The following is a 17,508-nucleotide window of genomic DNA, read 5'->3' on the forward strand; positions in this document are numbered from 1 at the left end:
CCATTTCTCCCATATAAAAGATTAAACATCAAATGCCCAGTCCACAATCTGGTCTATAGCATCCAGTATCTCTTGTTTTTCAGACTGTACATCTATTCCACAAATTGTTGATTCATTTTTTTTCGAATGCAAAATCATATAATAAATACCACTCACTAATAATGCGGTAACTGCTTTTATATTTTTTTTACTTCCGGCAAATAACGGTTCAACTTTTTCAAGTAACAGTTTTCCTATTCCTTCTCTTACTATAGATATACTATTCAGTACCATTGTTCTTTCTGTAACTTCCCATAAGATGATTGAGCGCATTTCTTCATGTGTATTAAAGTATTCAAAATGCCCTCTAAGCAGGCTGCTTACCAGTTCTTTTAGGGATTCCCTATCTGTTTTTCCGCTAGTCTCTATCTTCACTTCTCCAGCCTTTGCAATCCAATAATCATTTTTCAGTACATACGCTTCTACCAATTGATCCACGCCACCAAAATAACGATGGATCAATATTTTACTAACATCGGCCTCCTTTGCAATAGCATTCAGTCCTAGTCCCTTGTAACCATTTTTTTTGATGATGGCACCAACCGCATCAACAAGCCTTTGCATGGTTTCATTCTTGTTTTTCACATGGCCGGAGACACTTCTATACCTGAGTGTCATCTGAACGGATTAAAGGTTTTGATATAAGAAGCTTCTTGTCAACATTTTCAAAAGCATTAAGCACCCTGTCCAGATGCTCTTTGGTATGTGTAGCCATGATATTTAATCTTACCCTTGCATTCTTTTTTGATACTGCCGGGTACATGATTGGATTGGCATATACACCAGCCTCCAATAATAATTTCCCTGCTTCCAGGGTTTTTCCTATATCACCTATTTTTACGGGTATAATTGCAGAAGCTGTTGTGCCGATGTTAAATCCCATACCCAGTAATCCATTTTTTAGATAGTTTACATTTTCCCAAAGCTGATCTTTCCAGAATGGTTCCTCATCCAGTAAATCCATTGCCTTTAATATTCCCAATGTAGTTGGCGTGGCCGTAGTAGAAAAAAGATGTTGTTTTGATTGGTATTTCAAAAAGTTGATCAACTCTGTATCAGCTACTACATAACCACCAATGTGGGCAAAGGCCTTACTAAAGGTTCCAGTAATGATATCGACCTTATCAAAAAGATCATATTCCTCTATTGCTCCCCTGCCAGTTTTTCCCACTACTCCAGTTCCATGCGCATCATCAACGACTAAATATGCCCCATAATGATGAGTTAATTCAGCAATTTGATCCATTAAGGCAATGTCACCATCCTGTGAGTACACCCCATCAATAATGACCATTTTTGTACGGAAAGTATGTTGGGCATGCTTTAGGGCAAGTTCCAAGGATTCCATGTTGTTATGCAAAAAAGTTTTTACGTTGGTCAATTGGCATCCCTCATAAACACTGGCATGCACGGCCATATCAACAATTGCGATATCATCTTTCTGCAATAGGCATTGTAATGTTGCACTATTTGCAGTATAACCAGTTGTATAGAGTATTGCGCTTTTCCTTTTGAAGAACTTTGCTATACGGTCTTCCAAATCCTGATGGTAACTAAAATGACCGCCTATTGCTGGCGAGGCACCTGCTCCACTACCAAATTTTTCTATTGCATCTTTCAAGGCCTGCTTTATTGCCGGATGTTGAGTAAGGCCCAGATAATCATTTGATACAAAACAGGCACAACGCTGCGGTTCGCTTTTACCTGGAAGTAGAAGCTCCATTTCTGGACCGCAGCCCGATATAGATTCTATCCTGTAATTTAGATGTCCCTTGTCCTTTAGGTAATTAAGAAATAATTGGAACTCCGTGGCTCTCGCCATTGCATCTAGCTCTGGGATATTCTCAAAGTCCCTAAAGCTTGCCTTTTCAAAATCAATATTTTTCATAATTAGATATAAGCGTTAAACTTAAATCTACCATCAATTTTTATCAAAAGTGGTAACATGGTGTTTATTTTTAAAAATGCATGTATACCTTAAATAAGTTATAATTGATTCTGTAGGAAATAATTAGTAAAAAAATCCACCCAAAAAACCGCCATCCCCAACCATTATCCAAATAAAAACCAATAGGTGGAAAAATGGCATCTAACCTGTCCACTTGACTGCAACACAAAAACGCTTTTGTTTTACAGTTAAAAAAATGAAAAGCCAGACCTTACTCAATAAAATCCTTGACTTGCCCCATTGTAACAAGGAGATAAAAATTCTGTTTGCCGAGCAGTTCTATGCCGTTAATTTTCAAAAGGGGCAGACCATTATAAGCCCTAATTTACTCAATCAATGTCTGTATTATGTAACTGAAGGCCTATTACGGCGATATCCTTTACAATTGAGCTCGGCCAAAACAAGCCAGTTATACATTAATGGAGATTTTATATTCCAAAATGGTGTATACGTTAAAAGACCAAACCTAGAATATATAGAGTGCCTTAGCGATGTACAGCTCATGAATATCAACTATAAGCAACTTGAACGTTTTTTTCGGAAGCAACCCGAAGCGATCAAGCTGTTGCTCTCCATTATGGAAGCACAAAGGCTAAAGGAAATTGAAGTTATTGAGATGCTGCATGTAGAGCCTGCTTTGGATAGGTATCTATTTGCATCAAGGTTGATTGGGAAACATATCCACAACCTCCCTAAAGAGGTATTAGCTTCTTATTTAAGAATCAGCAGTAAACAGCTTGGCCGGTTGCTTATTGAATTGGCACATTATAAGTGAGGAAAGTTTAACCAATGGAGACATACGTCCCGTTATTTCGGGACACATGTCCGCTTATTTTCAGACATACGTCCAGCTCAAACAGAAAAAAGCGAGTTAATTTTGGTTTGTAATTCAACCACCAGCAATTATAAGAATAATATAAAATGAAACCATCATGTGCATACCGCTTGAAAGCCGAAATAAATATGCTCATGATAGCTTCATAACCGTTAAAACTCAAATTATATTCTAATGAAAAAGGAAAACGTACTTCAATTAATCTCAGGGCTTATCGCAGCATTATTTTTCTACGCAGCAATGAGCAAGTTGATAGATTATGATAAATCTATTGGAGAAATGCGTAATCAAATATTTCCTGTTGCAATCGCAAAAGTATTAACATGGATGATCCCATCAATTGAAATTACCCTTGTGTTTCTTCTTTTATTCCGAAACACCAGAAAGAAAGCACTTTGGGCTTCGTTGTTCTTGTTAACTGCTTTCACTTTATATATAGCAATAGTAATGACAGGTGTTTTTGGAAGAATACCTTGTAGTTGTGGAGGAATTCTAAAAAATATGAGCTATGGAACCCACCTCATATTTAACCTCTTTTTTATTACACTCGCCTCGTTGGGTCTTGCCGTAGACAATGGCTGGATATCATATAACAGATTTGTTAACCTTAAAAACAGAAAGGATCTTGCCTAAAAATTGAATGAGACGATAATGCCGGACTTAGGGCTTTACCTGCAACAAAAACCGAAATCAATCATCCCGAAGATCTAAGCCCAAGTGATCTGAAAGATAAAAACTATTGTGCCCATAAAAAAGAAAGGTGCAATCACAATAATTACAATTATGGAAAAATTTAAAAATGCGCTTAAAAGCGTTAACAAATTCGGCTTATTAGCATTGGTATTAGTAGCCTTTTCAACTTTGGCTTTTAAAGCGCCTACTAAAGATACAGATGTATTATACAAAAGAGATAATATTAGTGGGGTGTGGTCTCCAGTTACTACTAGTAGTTACTATTGTGATGGGGATTTAAATATCTGCACACAATTGTATCCAGCTGGCAAAAACCCGACTGACAATCCCGATGATTATATTGAGGAAACGCCGGGTGTTTATACCCCATTTTAGTTCATCAAGTTTAGTTTAACTAACAACACATCCAGTAAAATGATTTCATCTTACTGGATGTGTTGTTTAACGGAGATTTTGTTCTAAACCACTTAAAAGAGTTTCTAATTTTGGAATTGGAAATGTATATCGGTTACTATTTGGAAGTAAAGTATATATCTGGCCTTCTAGAGTGTGGGAAATGGTAATTTGATAACGATTATCTTTATTTAAACGCCGTAAATCACCCCATCTTAATCCCCTGAAAACTAATTCTTTCCTTCGTTCTTCTAATATTTGATTTAAAGCATCTGTAGAGTCTACGGCCGTTAATGTTATATAGTTAACTGTATTATTGTATCTAGTTTTTAGTAAGATATTTAAATTGTCCATAGCATTTTGTAATTTTCCTGCACGTGCTTCACATTCCGCTTTAATCAAATAAATCTCATCCCTAGCCAACCCACTAAATAGTGTTCCAATGCTTCCTGTATACCTTCCCTTAAACCATGAAGGGTTGCTTCCAGTAAAAAATATGATTTTTCTTAAATCATCCGCTGAATAAGACTCATAAAGCGAATTGTCCACAGTTGCATTTGTGGCTCCCCCAAAAGTGTATGTAGTCATTCGAGAATAGAATATGGTTTCAATATTCACATTATTGGGAGCTACCGGAAATGGAGCAAGGGATGTTTTGCTCAATGTATTGTAATCGATAAGTGAACTATTAAATTTTAAAACCGCTGTTGCGTACAATAAAGCATTATCATAATCTTCCATATTGAGATAAACCCTAGCCAAAAGGGCTTGCGTAGCTATCTTATTAGGTCTAGTTTGAAAGTTTGAGCTATTTGGCAACAAGACTTCAGCTTCTTTTAAATCTTTAATTATCTGGTCATAGGTTTGTTGTAAAGTTCCTCTACTTGATTTTATATTTACATCACCTTCTAAACGAATGGGAATGCCTAAGTCAGACCTTGCAGTACTTTTATTATATGGCTTAGCGTACATCTGGGCAATATTATAAAAAGCAAATGCCCTATGAAAAAGTGCACTTCCTTTTATTCTATTCCACTCTTGTTGTGGACTAGAAATTGGTTCAATGTCCAATAGCCCATCCAAAACAATATTAGCATAAAATATCTGTTGATAAGGTGTATTCCAGTCCAAAATTGATAATCCTTCATCAATGTCTTCTGCCCATATATAACTGTTTTTCTGGTATGCCCCGATGTAAGTGTTAACTTTAGCACCAGTAGTATAATAGTCATCAGAAGCGATAACTGGCAATGATGGAGTGATATTAAAAACATTTAAATTATCTAACAGATTTTCAAAATCTGTTAGAGTCTTAGGTACTAATAATGCCTTATCCGTTTTATCTTTTAAAAACTCTTTTTGACAAGACAGAAAAGTGGCGGCTAATATAATAAGTATATAAATATTCTTTTTCATTTTTTCTTTAATTAGAATGTTAAAAATCAATTTTTAGTCCGACACCAAAAGTCCTGACTGGTGTATAATCTGCATTAGAATAATCTGGATCAAAATCTGTTTTGGTAGCCTTCCATATAATCCCGATGTTATTAGCGTAGCAATAAATTTGGGTTCGTTTAAACGAGGATAACTGTCTCTTATTATTAATTATATAAGTCAAATTAATATCCTGCAAACGGATGTTATTGCCTTTTTCTACAGTAGCTTCTGAATAATTATATAAGATATCTCTATTGCCGTTTAAAGATAACGGCATAGATGGAACGTTTGTAAATAGTTCATCACCTTCTTTTTGCCAGCGTGTAGTATAGCTTCCATAAGCAAAACCTTGTCCAGTCAAAATATCATTATAAGAGATTAAAGGTGTTCTGAAAAAATAATTGAACCTGTATGTAATGTTAGCGGAAATGGAAATTTGCTTATAGCTAAAGGTATTTCGCAATGACCCAAATATTGTCGGGCGTGCAGACCCATGATAAATTAGATTATCTGGCGTAGCTGCATTCAAAATGTTTGTATAATCCTGACTTACCTGTCCATTTAGGTAACCTTGAGGGGCTCCAGTTTTCGGGTCTAGTCCAGCCCATTGATAACTGTACAACGCATAAAATGGTTTACCTTCCAACGGGTAAACATTGGTTTCTCCAAATTGGGTATAAAAAACCGCCGATTGCTTTAAGTTATAATCGACTACCTTATCCGTTACGTAACTATAAAGAACATTGGTTTCCCATTTAAATACTCCACTCACGTTTTTACTATTGAGTATGATATCTACCCCATGACCTTTTGTATTTGCTGTGTTGCCCCTAAAAGTATTAATACCTGTTGATGGTGCATAGGCTATATCTCCTATAAGGTCTATACCTTGTTTAAAATAAGGTTCAATACTTCCACTTAGCCTATCGCCTTTGGCATTAAAATCAATACCTAAATTAATCATCCTAACTCTTTCCCAACGCAATTCGGGGTTGGGAGGGTTTATAATAGTAGCATAGATCTGATTTATGGCATTGCCAGAAGAGTATCTTGCTGTGGTGTATGCGGATAGTGTTTTGCTTATATTGCCATTATAACCATAAGTCGTCCGAATTTTTAAATTAGGCAACCAATCTATCTTATAAAAATTTTCTTTATTAACATTCCATGCAAATCCTATAGAATAAAGAGGGACGCCTTGTTGGTTGGCATTTACCCCAAACAAGTTACTTCTATCAAGTCGTCCGCTAATAGATATCATGTATCGGCTTAAATAAGTGTAAGATGCATTCGCATAGTAGGATAAATAACGGTCTGTAAGTTCAGTTGAGGAATCACTAAATGGAATTGCAATAGAACTTCCAGAATTAAAATATTGGCGATATGTACTCAAATAATCGACTTTCGATAGGGTGGCGTGTTCTTCGTCAAAGCCGTACATCCTATTGTTGTTACTTATAGTATGGTATTCTCTAAGTTCATAGCCTGCTATACCATTAATTTCGTGATTGTTACTCCAATTTTTTGAAAAGTTTAACTGAAGCCTAATATTTTGGTTCTCAATATTGCTATTGCTTAAATCATTTATCCCCCCTTTTGGTATTGGATAGCTTAATACACCTGTAGAGCTTGCTTGTGTATACCTATTGATAAGGTTTCTGGTATAATAGCTCTGATCGTTACGCAAGTTTCGGTTAAGTATGTTGGTACTGCCATACTGATATAAAGCTTCTGCATTTAAAATGGGAAATATTTTATACCTTAAAGATGTATTTATGCGGTAGTCTTTTGAGTTTTTTGTGTTATTACCCAAATAGATTTCATCTAAGGGTTTGTAAGTCCAATGGATCAAACCTGCATTTTGTGCATCACGAATAAATTTAACTCTATAATCCTGTGTCATTGCCAGAGCATTTCCTTCGTCATCAGCAAGCTTTGCATATGGGTACAGCGAGGTAGCTGAACCTGTCATCCCGATAGTTCTTGTGCCTGAGTTATTGCTAATTGCATTCCCTTGTGTATAATAAATATTGGCAGATGCTTCCAAATGGTCATTAAGTAAAGAGAAATTGTTGCCGAAGTTTAATGTTACTCGGTTATATCTATTGTTTATCAGATTGTCAGTATTGTGGTCGTAACCTGTAGATACATAATAGCGATATTGCTTTCCTCCACCATTTATATTCAAATTATACTGTTGTTTAATACTGTTTTGATAAAAGTATTTTTCGAAATCGTTCCTCACATCATTTCTTTTTAATGCTTCAATCTGTTCGTCAATCTGGTTGGCTAACAGAGGATTGTCCCTCTTTGCAATAAGCAGTTCCACTACCGGTGTTAGTGCAGGGTTTGAGGTTAACGTTTCAAACTGTTTATAATAGTTTTGTTCAAACAGTTTTTTTTCGATATCTATATAATCGGCAGTTGACATTCGTGGCTGATAAAATAGGTCTGGTTTTGCACCGATTGTTAGATTGCTATTAAAAGATATTTTCGGAGGTTGGTCATATTTGCCTTTTTTAGTGGTAATCACGATTACTCCATTTCCAGCTTTTGAACCCCAAATACTGGCAGAAGAGGCATCTTTAAGTATAGTAATACTTTCAACGTCATTTGGATTAATGTTACTGAGCTCTCCTTCATAAGGAAAATTGTCTATCACTATCAATGGACTGGAATTACCATAAATGGTATTTTGTCCTCTAATGCTAATTGAACTACCTGCTTTACCTTTGTTAAATATTAGACCAGGTGTAATATCCTCTAGTCTATCTATGATATTTGTACTTATTCTACGATTTAGTAGTTCATTGTTTAATTGGACAAATGAGCCAGTTGCTCTTTCTTTTGGTAAACTTTGATAGCCAGTGCTAACAATATTTATTTCAGATAATTCATCAATAGCTTCAACTAATACTATTTCCAAAGGAGCATTAATTGGTAAAGTAACAGCGAGTTCTTGTGATATATAGCCTATTGATGAAAAACTAAGCACCACTTTATTCTCATTTGAATTGATAGTGAATTTCCCGTTTTCATCTGTTGTTGTCTTAAGATTTGTTCCTTGTATATTGATTGATATGGATGGCAATGGTTTCATATCTATAGCAGAGATAACCCTTCCATTTATTTTTTGTTGAGTATAACCAATAAAATGGCAACACAGTAATACTATGCTAAATAAAATAGTCTTCATATAAATTATTTATTGATTATTTTGATTGTGCCACTTGCTTTTTATCACTCAGAATGAGCATATCGATATACGCCTCTTTCTCAACAAATTTCAAACTGTATTTTTCAAGTGCTTGATTTATCTCTATCACATTGCTTAAGTTGGCTTTTATAGAAATATCGGCATATTGTTTATAATTGGTGTCGTCAAATAATGGCAATGGATGGCTTTGTAAAAAAAAACGCATGCGTGCTATAAAAACTGATAATGGGCAATTGGTCATTTCTCCACCAAAACCAGTAAATTGGGCGGTGGATTCCCCTTTTAAGTTTGGAATTTCAGAGGTATTAGATGTTCTTATTAATGCGAGACATTTGACTTTTCTTTTTTCTATACTTACTTTGTATTCGGTGAAAAAAGCATCCAAATCTTTCTGCATAATTTGATTACTATTCATGGTCAGATAATTTCCATTAATCAACTCGTAGCAATAACCATTTCCATTTCGGCGCCATTCTATATAGTCTGTGGATAGATTGGATTTAAAGACTATCCGTGTGGTATCTTCTACTTCAAATAACATTTGTTTAAAATCCTTTTGATACGCATAATGGTACAATTCTCTAATTGTGCTGTTTCTTGCCAGGATACGTTCGAAACGATTATTTCCCAATTGAAAATTGTTTTTTGAATATCCTAAGCCAACTCCATCTATATAACCGGAAAATGTTGATTGTTTTAAAACTGTTGTTTTATCCAAATAATTTGCAAAGAATAGCGGTTTAGCTTTGTCGTATAAAATCGGAATATCAACTTTTTCTTTTGCTGTTATATTTCCAGTTGTTAGCATCTTTTGGATATATTCACTATTCACATAATAACTTTCTGTAATCGCCCTAACAATCCCTTCTCCATCAATCCACACGTAATGTGGCAAATAAACGTGTGGAAATAACTGATGCAATTCCTTATCAGCAGCTACCACAGGCAAAACATAATGCTTACCTCGTTGTTTCTCTAATTTACCCAAAAAAGGCATTACCTCTTTTTCGGTTTGGTAGGTAACAGATAGGAACTGTATCTTATCGCCAAAAGCTTTCTGTAAACTATCCATCTTGGGTATCATAGCCACACAGGGCGAGCACCAAGTAGCCCAAAAATCTAGTATAAGTAGTTTACCTTTAAAATCTGAAATCTTTGCAGTTGTGGCAGGTTTGCCATTTGCATCTTTGTAGTTGTATAAGCCTGTTATGGTTATATCAGGTACTTTTTGCCCTATCTGTATGCCTTTGGCGGTTACATCTACAGCTTTGTTTTCCTGTGCTATTGCCGTAAAATTTAAGCATAGCACAGCCAGTACGATGTATATCGTTATTTTTTTCATTGAAATTTAGTTAGTTGATTTAAGAAAAATAGCCCCTCTAACGGTTCTGGTTATAAACCGAGGTCACCAAGAAAAAACCCTGCCCCTTTAAATTGTTATTAACTATTATTAACCTAAATTTTTATGAAACAAGAAAGCAGGGTTCAAATAAATTCAAACCGGGCTTTTAATAATTAGCTGGAATAGCTGTTTTTTTGATTTAACTGGTTTCGGCAAACCTAAAACGACATAACCGACCCCATCCTCTTTTGGAAAAGTTAGGGTGATTGTGATAGGTGTTTTAGGTTGTTTTTTCATTGCTCGTAGTCTATACGAGTCTTTGAGAAAATACTACAGGGTGGGTCATATTTTCTGCCGACAACGAGGTACTAGCACTAGAACCAAGACGCAACATCAATAGGAACCCATCCCTGAAGATTGTGCAAATATACACAATAACAGTTATGGGTTTATTCCTATCATCTTGCGTCGTTTAAAAGTGCTAGTTTTCGTTGACAAGACTCTTGAATAAATCCGATTACGTTCTCAATAAAACGTAATAGTTAATTTTATTTACTAAAAAATTTAATATTATAGAGTAATTACATACAAATATAGAATAATTCCATTCATATAGAAATAAATTCTCAACTAAATTTCTGACAGCTTAAATTTAGTTTGATTAATTAATGATGTGTGGGAAAAGAAACATTAACCAAGCTTGGGCTTTATCTAACCAAAAAGCCATTGAGTCAAGCTAAACTTTCACGTAGAACAGGGATTTCTAAAGATAGAATTAGCAAACTACATGTCGATATTAACTCTAGGCCTTCTATTGAGGAAATATACTTAATTGCTTTGGCATTAGAAGTTACGTACAATGAAATTGTCGAATTCCTATGCAAAGGATTAAAGTTAAGACCTGAGGAAGAATGGGATTAACACTTTAGAATTAATCTTATAAATCAAAAATCTATACTTCATTTTTTTTAAATAATAGTTATTATGGATAACACCACTTATGAATACTTTATCCGTAGATGTTGGAATTGCAGTAGATTTAAACGCGGTGCTGATGCAGATATATGGAACCGATTATTAACTGACTATTGGGAGGCTCAAAATCCTACCGATTCTCATACTAAGAATCCACAAATAAAATACCTTAAAAAACTAGGTGAAGTAAAAGTTTTTTTAGACAAGGCTTTTCATAAACTGATTTCCACAGCTGAAAAGAAAAAAATAAACCAAAGTGCTATTGCTGATTTGCATAATTATAAAGGAATAGTAAATAATAGCGAGGTACCGCAAGAAATATTTGATGCTTTAAAAAGCTCTTTTACAATAATTAACGATAATAATATATGCCCTTTTCCTAATGATTAATTGATTTTAGAGCAGTACCCGATTAATATCTTACAATTATAATCTCAGTAAATTATAATTCAATTACTAAAATAACTGTTGAATTGAAGAAATAGGCAGGGTTAGGGCAAGCCTAATAAAATATTATCGATTATCCGATTTCTCAATAAATTCTTCAAGAGTTTTAAGATTGTCCGGAGACACTGCCCCAATACCGGGCAAAAGCAATTTAACAATACCAGCAAGCTCTTTTATCTCGGCATTCTTTTCAGATAAAGCTTGTTGATAGCCAATCGCATATCCTTTGGCTGCAATACGCCGTTCATCATTGTCAATATAAGTAGTGTCTGCATACTGAGTAGCCAGTTTTATGACTTTATTTTCTGATGAATTTGTTGGAGCTTCCATAATCTATTTAATTGTAAAAATATCAATTAATATTCAATTACTAATCTTCGTAATTCAAATAGTTATCATTAGGATTCGATATTGTGGAAAGGTATAAAGTTTAGTAAACTCAAAATTACGGTTTCCCGTAATGTTTGTAATTTATACTCATTACACTCCCGATCTAGGATTTTCCAGTAGATTTATTATCTAATGTTTTAACTATGATAGAAATATACAGATCAGAAGTCCTAGGCTTCTACGAGAAAAAAAAAGCATTGGGTGAGCTCTCAACTAACCTAATGAAACCTACATGCGCCAACCTTCGCAACGAATTCCGATTATTGTATAATGCCGGATGTGACAATTTGGATAAACGAGTTGTAAGAGAATTTCTTCAAATGCCATTCGATAAAGAACTTACAGATTTAGCAGTTAAGAAATGTGATATAGATAAATTTAAGTCACTTGGCAACTTCATCAATAGAAATCTTAAAACCCATGAGAGAAACTTTGAGCTTCTTGCTTGGCTAATCAATTTCCCTCAGCGTCCTTACTCAAAGTATTGGCGCATAACAAACGGTAAACCAGATTTACTGTCAGAGCTGTCAATAACAAACAAGGGAATTGTTGAAGAGAGTTTGGAAACGAATTTTCATTTTCGTGAACATACCTTAGTGGCACACAATGCCAAAGTAAATTCAGAACATGCTAAGCAAGATTATTGGGTGGAAACTGAAAATCTCCAATTGGAAAACTATAAATCAATTCCTACTGATGGCTTTGCCAAGAAAGAAGTAACGCTAGAATATCCCTCTGGAGTAAAACTATCTGTGGATGCATCAGACATTTCATTAATTGAGAAGTTGGTAAAACTGTGGTAAATTATTTTTTTTCTTACCTTAGTTTAGGTAATAACCTGAAAAGCAATTTTTTAAATGGAAATTAAAAAGATAAAAGATCAGACTTTTGGTTTTTTAAAAGAGATTTATAGCGTATGGTTTCCGTGGCTTGACATTGCTGTTCTCGCATTTATATATTTCTTTTTGTGGGGAGAACATATTAATCCTTACCGTCAATATCAGTTAATTAAGCATGGAGAAATAGCAATAGGACAGATTTCTGGAGAGTCAGGTCTGTACGCAAATTCTGATGCCCCAAGAATGCGTGATTTCGATTATACCTTCACCTTGCCAAACGGCAAGACAATAAAATCAAGCTCTCATACTTTCAACATAAAGGAAGTTGACGGCAAACAACGTAAATTTCCTGTAAGTGCAGAAATTTCCTATCTAACTAATCAGCCCGAGATCAATTGGGTAAAATCTAACCTTCCACATAGTATAGGAAACTTGGCTAAAAGAAATTTGATATTTGGTCTACTATTTATTCTGATGTCGTATTTGATCAGCACCATTGTGTTTAGACTAAGTATACTTGATTATCGGGCAGAAAAACAAGAAAGATTATTAGCTAAGGAAGAACGCATCTTAATTCAATTACCAAAAGAACAGTTGAATTGAATGAGTTTATATTATCAGGGTTAGGTTTAGAGCAAGGACACCTATTTTTTGCAACAACCTATTCTGTACCATTAGCTCATTTGTTAAATTTCACAGTTTTTACACAAAAAGATTTAAAGCAAAAACGGGAATAGAAAGTTTCATAAAAAAGGAAATGAATTTTAAGATAAAATTATATAAGTTTTTTCAACAATTATGTAGCATTTGAATATCCAAAAAAAGCTAGGTTTTATTAAATGATTGGATAAAATCGATCAATGCGTTTAGTGATTAAAATTTATTTGCATCATAATAATGGGTATTTTAGTGAACATTCGGCAGTTTAGCTAGCTTTTAAAGGCAGGTATCAATCAAAAATATGGTATGTTCAAAATTGCTTAGAAAATCTTAGAATGCCGTCATACTTTTATTTACCCTATCTTCATTTACTTGACCTGAACGCTACGGAACTATCCAGATATAACAGAAAATGGACATAAACAAAATAAACGACGAGCAACAGCAACAGAGAAATGATCTCTATATAATTGTCAGCAATAAAATCAAAGATTCTATGCTTATTTCTAGCCTTGGATTTTGGTCGTTTTAAGGCTTTACGGTTGCGGTCTTCATTCTTTTTCATTGTTATATATGGACATTTCTGCATCGATAACCTTAAAACAGTAAGACAATATCTCTAATTTTATCGATCTGGTTAGCTGCAAATTGTTGTTCTGTTTTGACTATCGTTTATATGTTAATACTTGTTGAAGGGCCCTGGTTTTGCTTCACCGACTTTGATTCTCTCTATCAACCGACTACACCGTCAGATCATCTACCAACAAATTACTCGTATTGAATTAAAACTCTTGAGTTACACCCTGTCAATAAACCCATTGACCGATTCCATTAAATTACCATGAACCGGCCAACGGGATATAGATGCTAAATAAATATTCCTCTGTGTTATAGAATTTTATAAGGATTTGTTTCCTAAGTATAAATCAATGGGTAATCATCAATTCACGATTAGTTTTGTTTTTTACGATCGATACCCTGCAAGGCTGGATAATCAACCCTATTTTGCATTACGTGAGGAGGAATGGGTAGATTTAATCTTCCAGCCTTGGGGTGTCTTTTCCAACACTGATGTGGCAACCCCCCGCTTCTTGATTTCCCTACCATCTTTTAAAGTGATAACATAAATATACTTTTCGGTACAAAATGCGTGATTAGCATTCAAGTCAACCTTGACGGTGTAATCGCTAAACTTAAATGATTTGAAATCTTTTAGTTCTGGGCCAAGGTGATGCTCAAGATAAGTATCAATTGTACCCTCAATACTCCCTGATTCAACTATTTCAGAATTTTTAACAAAGAGTTCTGAAATTCCAGAAACTGACAGATTTTCAATAGAAGACTTGTAGCTGTTTAACACTTTTTTTACCTCATCTATTTCAGATGTCTGGGCATAACCTGTTGCGGCGATGGCGATTAAAAGACTAAAAATAATTACTGTTTTTTTTAATTGGGTTTTCATATTGTTTTTTGTTTAAATACATGTTTTCTAATGGATAGGTACTTGCATTTACAATGCGGGCACCTCTTTTAATTCTTTTTAGGATGGCCCTAAAAGAGCCTTGGCCGATTCCTTGTTATCAAAATACCGGATATAGAAATACAAAGACCTCACCTAGAAGGCTAATTAAGCATCATTAAAAAATTCATGAACCTGTGCTAAGTAAATTTTTGCTGTTCTTGTATTGGAATTCTATGGTATAAACAAAGCGATACTCCAAAAACTGGCGTATCCATCTAGTATACCGTTGGTCATTAGAGATACCTTGCACAAGAAATTGCGGATTAAATATATCAATCGCACTTTTTAGCCATTGCTGACGAATACTTAGCAATAGCCTAAGCGTTCAATCCGCTTATTAACGCTGAGAAAACAGCGACAAGCAAAATATTTATAATTAGCATAGTAAATTTCTACATGATGAGGAATCTATCACCCTCAAATGGGGCAATAAAATTAGCTGCAGAACGAGGCTCTACGCCACATTATGTGAAACTCAAATTAAGAAGGAACTTATAGAAACCCTAATATCCACGGAGGATGGCGGCTTTCTATCGGCGATAAAAAAAATTATTTTTGACTGCTCGATTGCGAGCTGATCAAAGCACCAAAAAAATGGAGGTAATAAAAGATATACTGGGGCCTTTAAATCTATTTTCCCAACAGAGGATAAGCTTTTGGCTAACAAATTAAACTCTTCCACCTCGTCCTGGCAACAAGTATCTTTGTTATCGTCGAGTGCCTGTAAGGAATCACGGTTAGGTAAGTGATGATCTGATTGATCTTCTGGGTGATGATGATCACTTGAATGCAAATGGCTACCATGTTCATGATCTTTCTCTGAGGAAGGGCCAAGATTTGACCCTAAATGTAAAGAACAAGCAAATGCTACTACTGTATGGAGTAGAAATATAACCAGTAGAAATAGTGCTTTAGATTTCATATACAATAAGTAAATATATATATCAGTTTTGATATTATTTTATATAATTTTCGTCAGGGCATGATTGTAATTGGCAATTGATAGTGGCAATAACACAAAAAAGTAACAGTGATATAGAATTTCAGGATAAATATTACTTTGTTGTTTCCCCTTACCATATCGATGTGCGGGATCTCAAGTTTACCTGCCAATGCACAACGATCCTTTTATTGATGCAGCTGCTAAAATTCTATACCACTATTTTGATTGTTATTTAGTTATTAATTATCAGAATACCATTAGGCTTCTTTCCCACTGATATATCCTTTATTTTGGTGTGATTTTGAATGGAAATGACCGATACATTTCTTGCTAATTGATTGGTAACATAGGCTGTTTCGCCATCTTTGGTGAAAGCTATTGCATGAGCTCCCAAACCTGTTGAAAATGCATTTCCATAGACCCAATTATTATTTATCGTATTCAGGGTCCAGTAATGCACCTTCCCGTTTTCAGGGTCTGTTACCCATAATTCATTTTTGAGCGCATTATGTGCAACACTACCTGGTATAAAGCCCAGAGAAATAGTCTGAATTACAGTATTTGAACTCACATCAATTACACTTACCGACCGGCCATCCTCATTGTCTACATACATTCTATTGTCCAGGCCAACCCATGCGGCAACAGGGTTATCTCCCACAGGAATCATCGCAATCCTTTCTTTTGTTACAGGATTGATCACTGAAACATTATCATCCCCGCCATTAGCTACGTAAGCTTTTTTTCCGTCAGCGGAAAAAGTAACCTCGGCAGGCTCCATACCCACATTTATTACTTTTTTAAGTGCATAGGTTTGAGCGTCATAAACCAATACCTTCCCATCCATTTCCATCTGAGATGTCCAGATCTCTTTCCCATCAGGTGAGTAAACAGCGTTATGGTTCATTACTGGCAATTCCAAATCTTTGATTAACGCTCCCTTTTGAGCATCTAGAACCATTACCATACCCCTCATGTCCGCCATACCACCACTATGTCCCGCACTTAAATCTGTTCCTGGAATAGCTATGGTCAAATTATTTAAAGTTGGTGATTTATAAATATGATGTGGCCACATTACCATTTTACCTTTAGCATTCATTAATGAAATGGTTTGGGTAACTAGGTTTTTAGACAAGTCAATAACCGATAAAGAGCCATCTTCTCCGTTAACAACATAGGCTGCCGGATAATTGATATTTAGATCCATATTCATACCTTTATTATCCATATCGTGGACCATCTTTTTACAACTCAAAAAGACTATAGCGCTTCCAGTTATACCTAACAACGCTACTACAAAAAATTTAATTGATTTCATTTTATTAATATTTTATACTATTTAATTGATTTTAATTTTGCTTTCATGACTTCTATTTCTTTTCGTTGACTGGAAATAATCTCCTCCTGTAATTTTTTAATTTCAGGATCTCGGGATTTCGATTGCTCACTCATCAGTATTGCCGCTGCATGGTGCGGGATCATTCCTTTTAAAAATTGCTTATCCGAAACAGCTGTTTGAGATTGAATTAATAAAAAGAATGCGATAAGGCCGCCCGAACATAAAGTAATCAAACCTGCATTCAGTTTCCTATTCCCATACATTTTCCCCATTAAAATCAATTCAATGATAATCATTGGCATGGTCATGAGTCCGGCCATATAAAACTGATTGATATTTGGGTAAACATTAGCCCAACTGTTTGCCATTGCATACATTAGCATGTACATGGTGACAAAAGAAAGTACCGTCATGATCAACAGCTTTTTGTAATGATCGTTATGATTCTGTTCCATTTTCATTTCTTTATGATTTTTCATAATTACT

General features: G+C 34.8%; 18 protein-coding genes. 7 read left to right on the forward strand and 11 right to left on the reverse strand.

From position 1 onward, the window contains the following. Nucleotides 1–21 precede the first annotated feature (21 nt). Entirely contained in the window at nucleotides 22–657 is a 636-nt protein-coding gene (locus tag AQF98_RS15320) for a TetR/AcrR family transcriptional regulator (protein ID WP_055132832.1), read from the reverse strand. Beyond that, nucleotides 641–1,927 (reverse strand): aminotransferase class I/II-fold pyridoxal phosphate-dependent enzyme, encoded by a 1,287-nt coding sequence (locus AQF98_RS15325; RefSeq protein WP_055132833.1) that lies wholly within the window; start codon nucleotides 1,925–1,927, stop codon nucleotides 641–643. The genes AQF98_RS15320 and AQF98_RS15325 overlap by 17 nt, the downstream gene beginning before the upstream one ends. Nucleotides 1,928–2,183: 256 nt before the next feature. On the opposite strand from AQF98_RS15325, the gene AQF98_RS15330 reads away from it, so the two are divergent. The 3 genes from AQF98_RS15330 (at nucleotide 2,184) to AQF98_RS15340 (ending at nucleotide 3,890) form a co-directional block, all read left to right on the forward strand. Next, nucleotides 2,184–2,762 (forward strand): Crp/Fnr family transcriptional regulator, encoded by a 579-nt coding sequence (locus AQF98_RS15330; RefSeq protein ID WP_055132834.1) that lies wholly within the window; start codon nucleotides 2,184–2,186, stop codon nucleotides 2,760–2,762. Between the two features lie 234 nt (nucleotides 2,763–2,996). Then, complete coding sequence (locus tag AQF98_RS15335) at nucleotides 2,997–3,455, forward strand: MauE/DoxX family redox-associated membrane protein (RefSeq protein ID WP_055132835.1); 459 nt, start codon at nucleotides 2,997–2,999, stop codon at nucleotides 3,453–3,455. A gap of 150 nt (nucleotides 3,456–3,605) precedes the next feature. Next, on the forward strand, nucleotides 3,606–3,890 hold the full coding sequence (locus AQF98_RS15340; protein ID WP_055132836.1) for a hypothetical protein: 285 nt from the start codon (nucleotides 3,606–3,608) through the stop codon (nucleotides 3,888–3,890). Nucleotides 3,891–3,956: 66 nt separating this feature from the next. Here the strand turns inward: AQF98_RS15340 and AQF98_RS15345 are convergent, their stop codons facing one another. The 4 genes from AQF98_RS15345 to AQF98_RS22185 all read right to left on the reverse strand — a co-directional run bounded on the left by AQF98_RS15345 (nucleotide 3,957) and on the right by AQF98_RS22185 (nucleotide 10,201). Continuing rightward, the gene (locus AQF98_RS15345; RefSeq protein ID WP_152969736.1) at nucleotides 3,957–5,324 is read right to left on the reverse strand and encodes a RagB/SusD family nutrient uptake outer membrane protein; all 1,368 of its coding nucleotides are present in this window, start codon (nucleotides 5,322–5,324) and stop codon (nucleotides 3,957–3,959) included. A gap of 19 nt (nucleotides 5,325–5,343) precedes the next feature. Further along, on the reverse strand, nucleotides 5,344–8,541 hold the full coding sequence (locus AQF98_RS15350) for a SusC/RagA family TonB-linked outer membrane protein (RefSeq protein ID WP_082435101.1): 3,198 nt from the start codon (nucleotides 8,539–8,541) through the stop codon (nucleotides 5,344–5,346). Between the two features lie 16 nt (nucleotides 8,542–8,557). Beyond that, nucleotides 8,558–9,904 (reverse strand): TlpA family protein disulfide reductase, encoded by a 1,347-nt coding sequence (locus AQF98_RS15355; RefSeq protein WP_055132839.1) that lies wholly within the window; start codon nucleotides 9,902–9,904, stop codon nucleotides 8,558–8,560. 153 nt (nucleotides 9,905–10,057) lie between these two features. Beyond that, the gene (locus tag AQF98_RS22185) at nucleotides 10,058–10,201 is read right to left on the reverse strand and encodes a hypothetical protein (RefSeq protein ID WP_161805880.1); all 144 of its coding nucleotides are present in this window, start codon (nucleotides 10,199–10,201) and stop codon (nucleotides 10,058–10,060) included. A 378-nt stretch (nucleotides 10,202–10,579) separates the two neighbouring features. Between AQF98_RS22185 and AQF98_RS15360 the strand changes: the two genes are divergently transcribed. Continuing rightward, complete coding sequence (locus AQF98_RS15360; protein WP_055132840.1) at nucleotides 10,580–10,825, forward strand: helix-turn-helix transcriptional regulator; 246 nt, start codon at nucleotides 10,580–10,582, stop codon at nucleotides 10,823–10,825. A 63-nt stretch (nucleotides 10,826–10,888) separates the two neighbouring features. After that, nucleotides 10,889–11,269, forward strand: coding sequence for a hypothetical protein (locus tag AQF98_RS15365; RefSeq protein WP_055132841.1), 381 nt, complete (start codon nucleotides 10,889–10,891; stop codon nucleotides 11,267–11,269). A gap of 123 nt (nucleotides 11,270–11,392) precedes the next feature. On the opposite strand, the gene AQF98_RS15370 is transcribed toward AQF98_RS15365, so the two are convergent. Continuing rightward, nucleotides 11,393–11,656 carry a hypothetical protein gene (locus AQF98_RS15370; protein WP_055132842.1) on the reverse strand — a complete coding sequence of 88 codons (264 nt, stop codon included), beginning with the start codon at nucleotides 11,654–11,656 and terminating at the stop codon, nucleotides 11,393–11,395. A gap of 203 nt (nucleotides 11,657–11,859) precedes the next feature. Between AQF98_RS15370 and AQF98_RS15375 the strand changes: the two genes are divergently transcribed. Both AQF98_RS15375 and AQF98_RS15380 read left to right on the forward strand, forming a co-directional pair. Next, a complete protein-coding gene (locus AQF98_RS15375) occupies nucleotides 11,860–12,519 on the forward strand; it encodes a hypothetical protein (RefSeq protein ID WP_055132843.1) in 660 nt (219 codons plus the stop codon). 54 nt (nucleotides 12,520–12,573) lie between these two features. Beyond that, nucleotides 12,574–13,158, forward strand: coding sequence for a hypothetical protein (locus AQF98_RS15380; protein ID WP_055132844.1), 585 nt, complete (start codon nucleotides 12,574–12,576; stop codon nucleotides 13,156–13,158). 1,057 nt (nucleotides 13,159–14,215) lie between these two features. On the opposite strand, the gene AQF98_RS15385 is transcribed toward AQF98_RS15380, so the two are convergent. From AQF98_RS15385 to AQF98_RS15400, 4 genes are all read right to left on the reverse strand, one after another. Then, nucleotides 14,216–14,677: a nuclear transport factor 2 family protein gene (locus AQF98_RS15385; protein ID WP_082435102.1), complete on the reverse strand. Its 462-nt coding sequence runs from the start codon at nucleotides 14,675–14,677 to the stop codon at nucleotides 14,216–14,218. 535 nt (nucleotides 14,678–15,212) lie between these two features. Further along, complete coding sequence (locus AQF98_RS15390; RefSeq protein WP_055132845.1) at nucleotides 15,213–15,659, reverse strand: hypothetical protein; 447 nt, start codon at nucleotides 15,657–15,659, stop codon at nucleotides 15,213–15,215. A 253-nt stretch (nucleotides 15,660–15,912) separates the two neighbouring features. Then, nucleotides 15,913–17,001: a YncE family protein gene (locus AQF98_RS15395; RefSeq protein WP_055132846.1), complete on the reverse strand. Its 1,089-nt coding sequence runs from the start codon at nucleotides 16,999–17,001 to the stop codon at nucleotides 15,913–15,915. Nucleotides 17,002–17,018: 17 nt separating this feature from the next. Next, nucleotides 17,019–17,501, reverse strand: a complete 483-nt coding sequence (locus AQF98_RS15400) for a DUF305 domain-containing protein (RefSeq protein WP_055132847.1) — start codon at nucleotides 17,499–17,501, stop codon at nucleotides 17,019–17,021. Nucleotides 17,502–17,508: the final 7 nt, after the last annotated feature.

It is taken from the genome of Pedobacter sp. Hv1, from assembly GCF_001412215.1.
GTDB lineage: Bacteria > Bacteroidota > Bacteroidia > Sphingobacteriales > Sphingobacteriaceae > Pedobacter.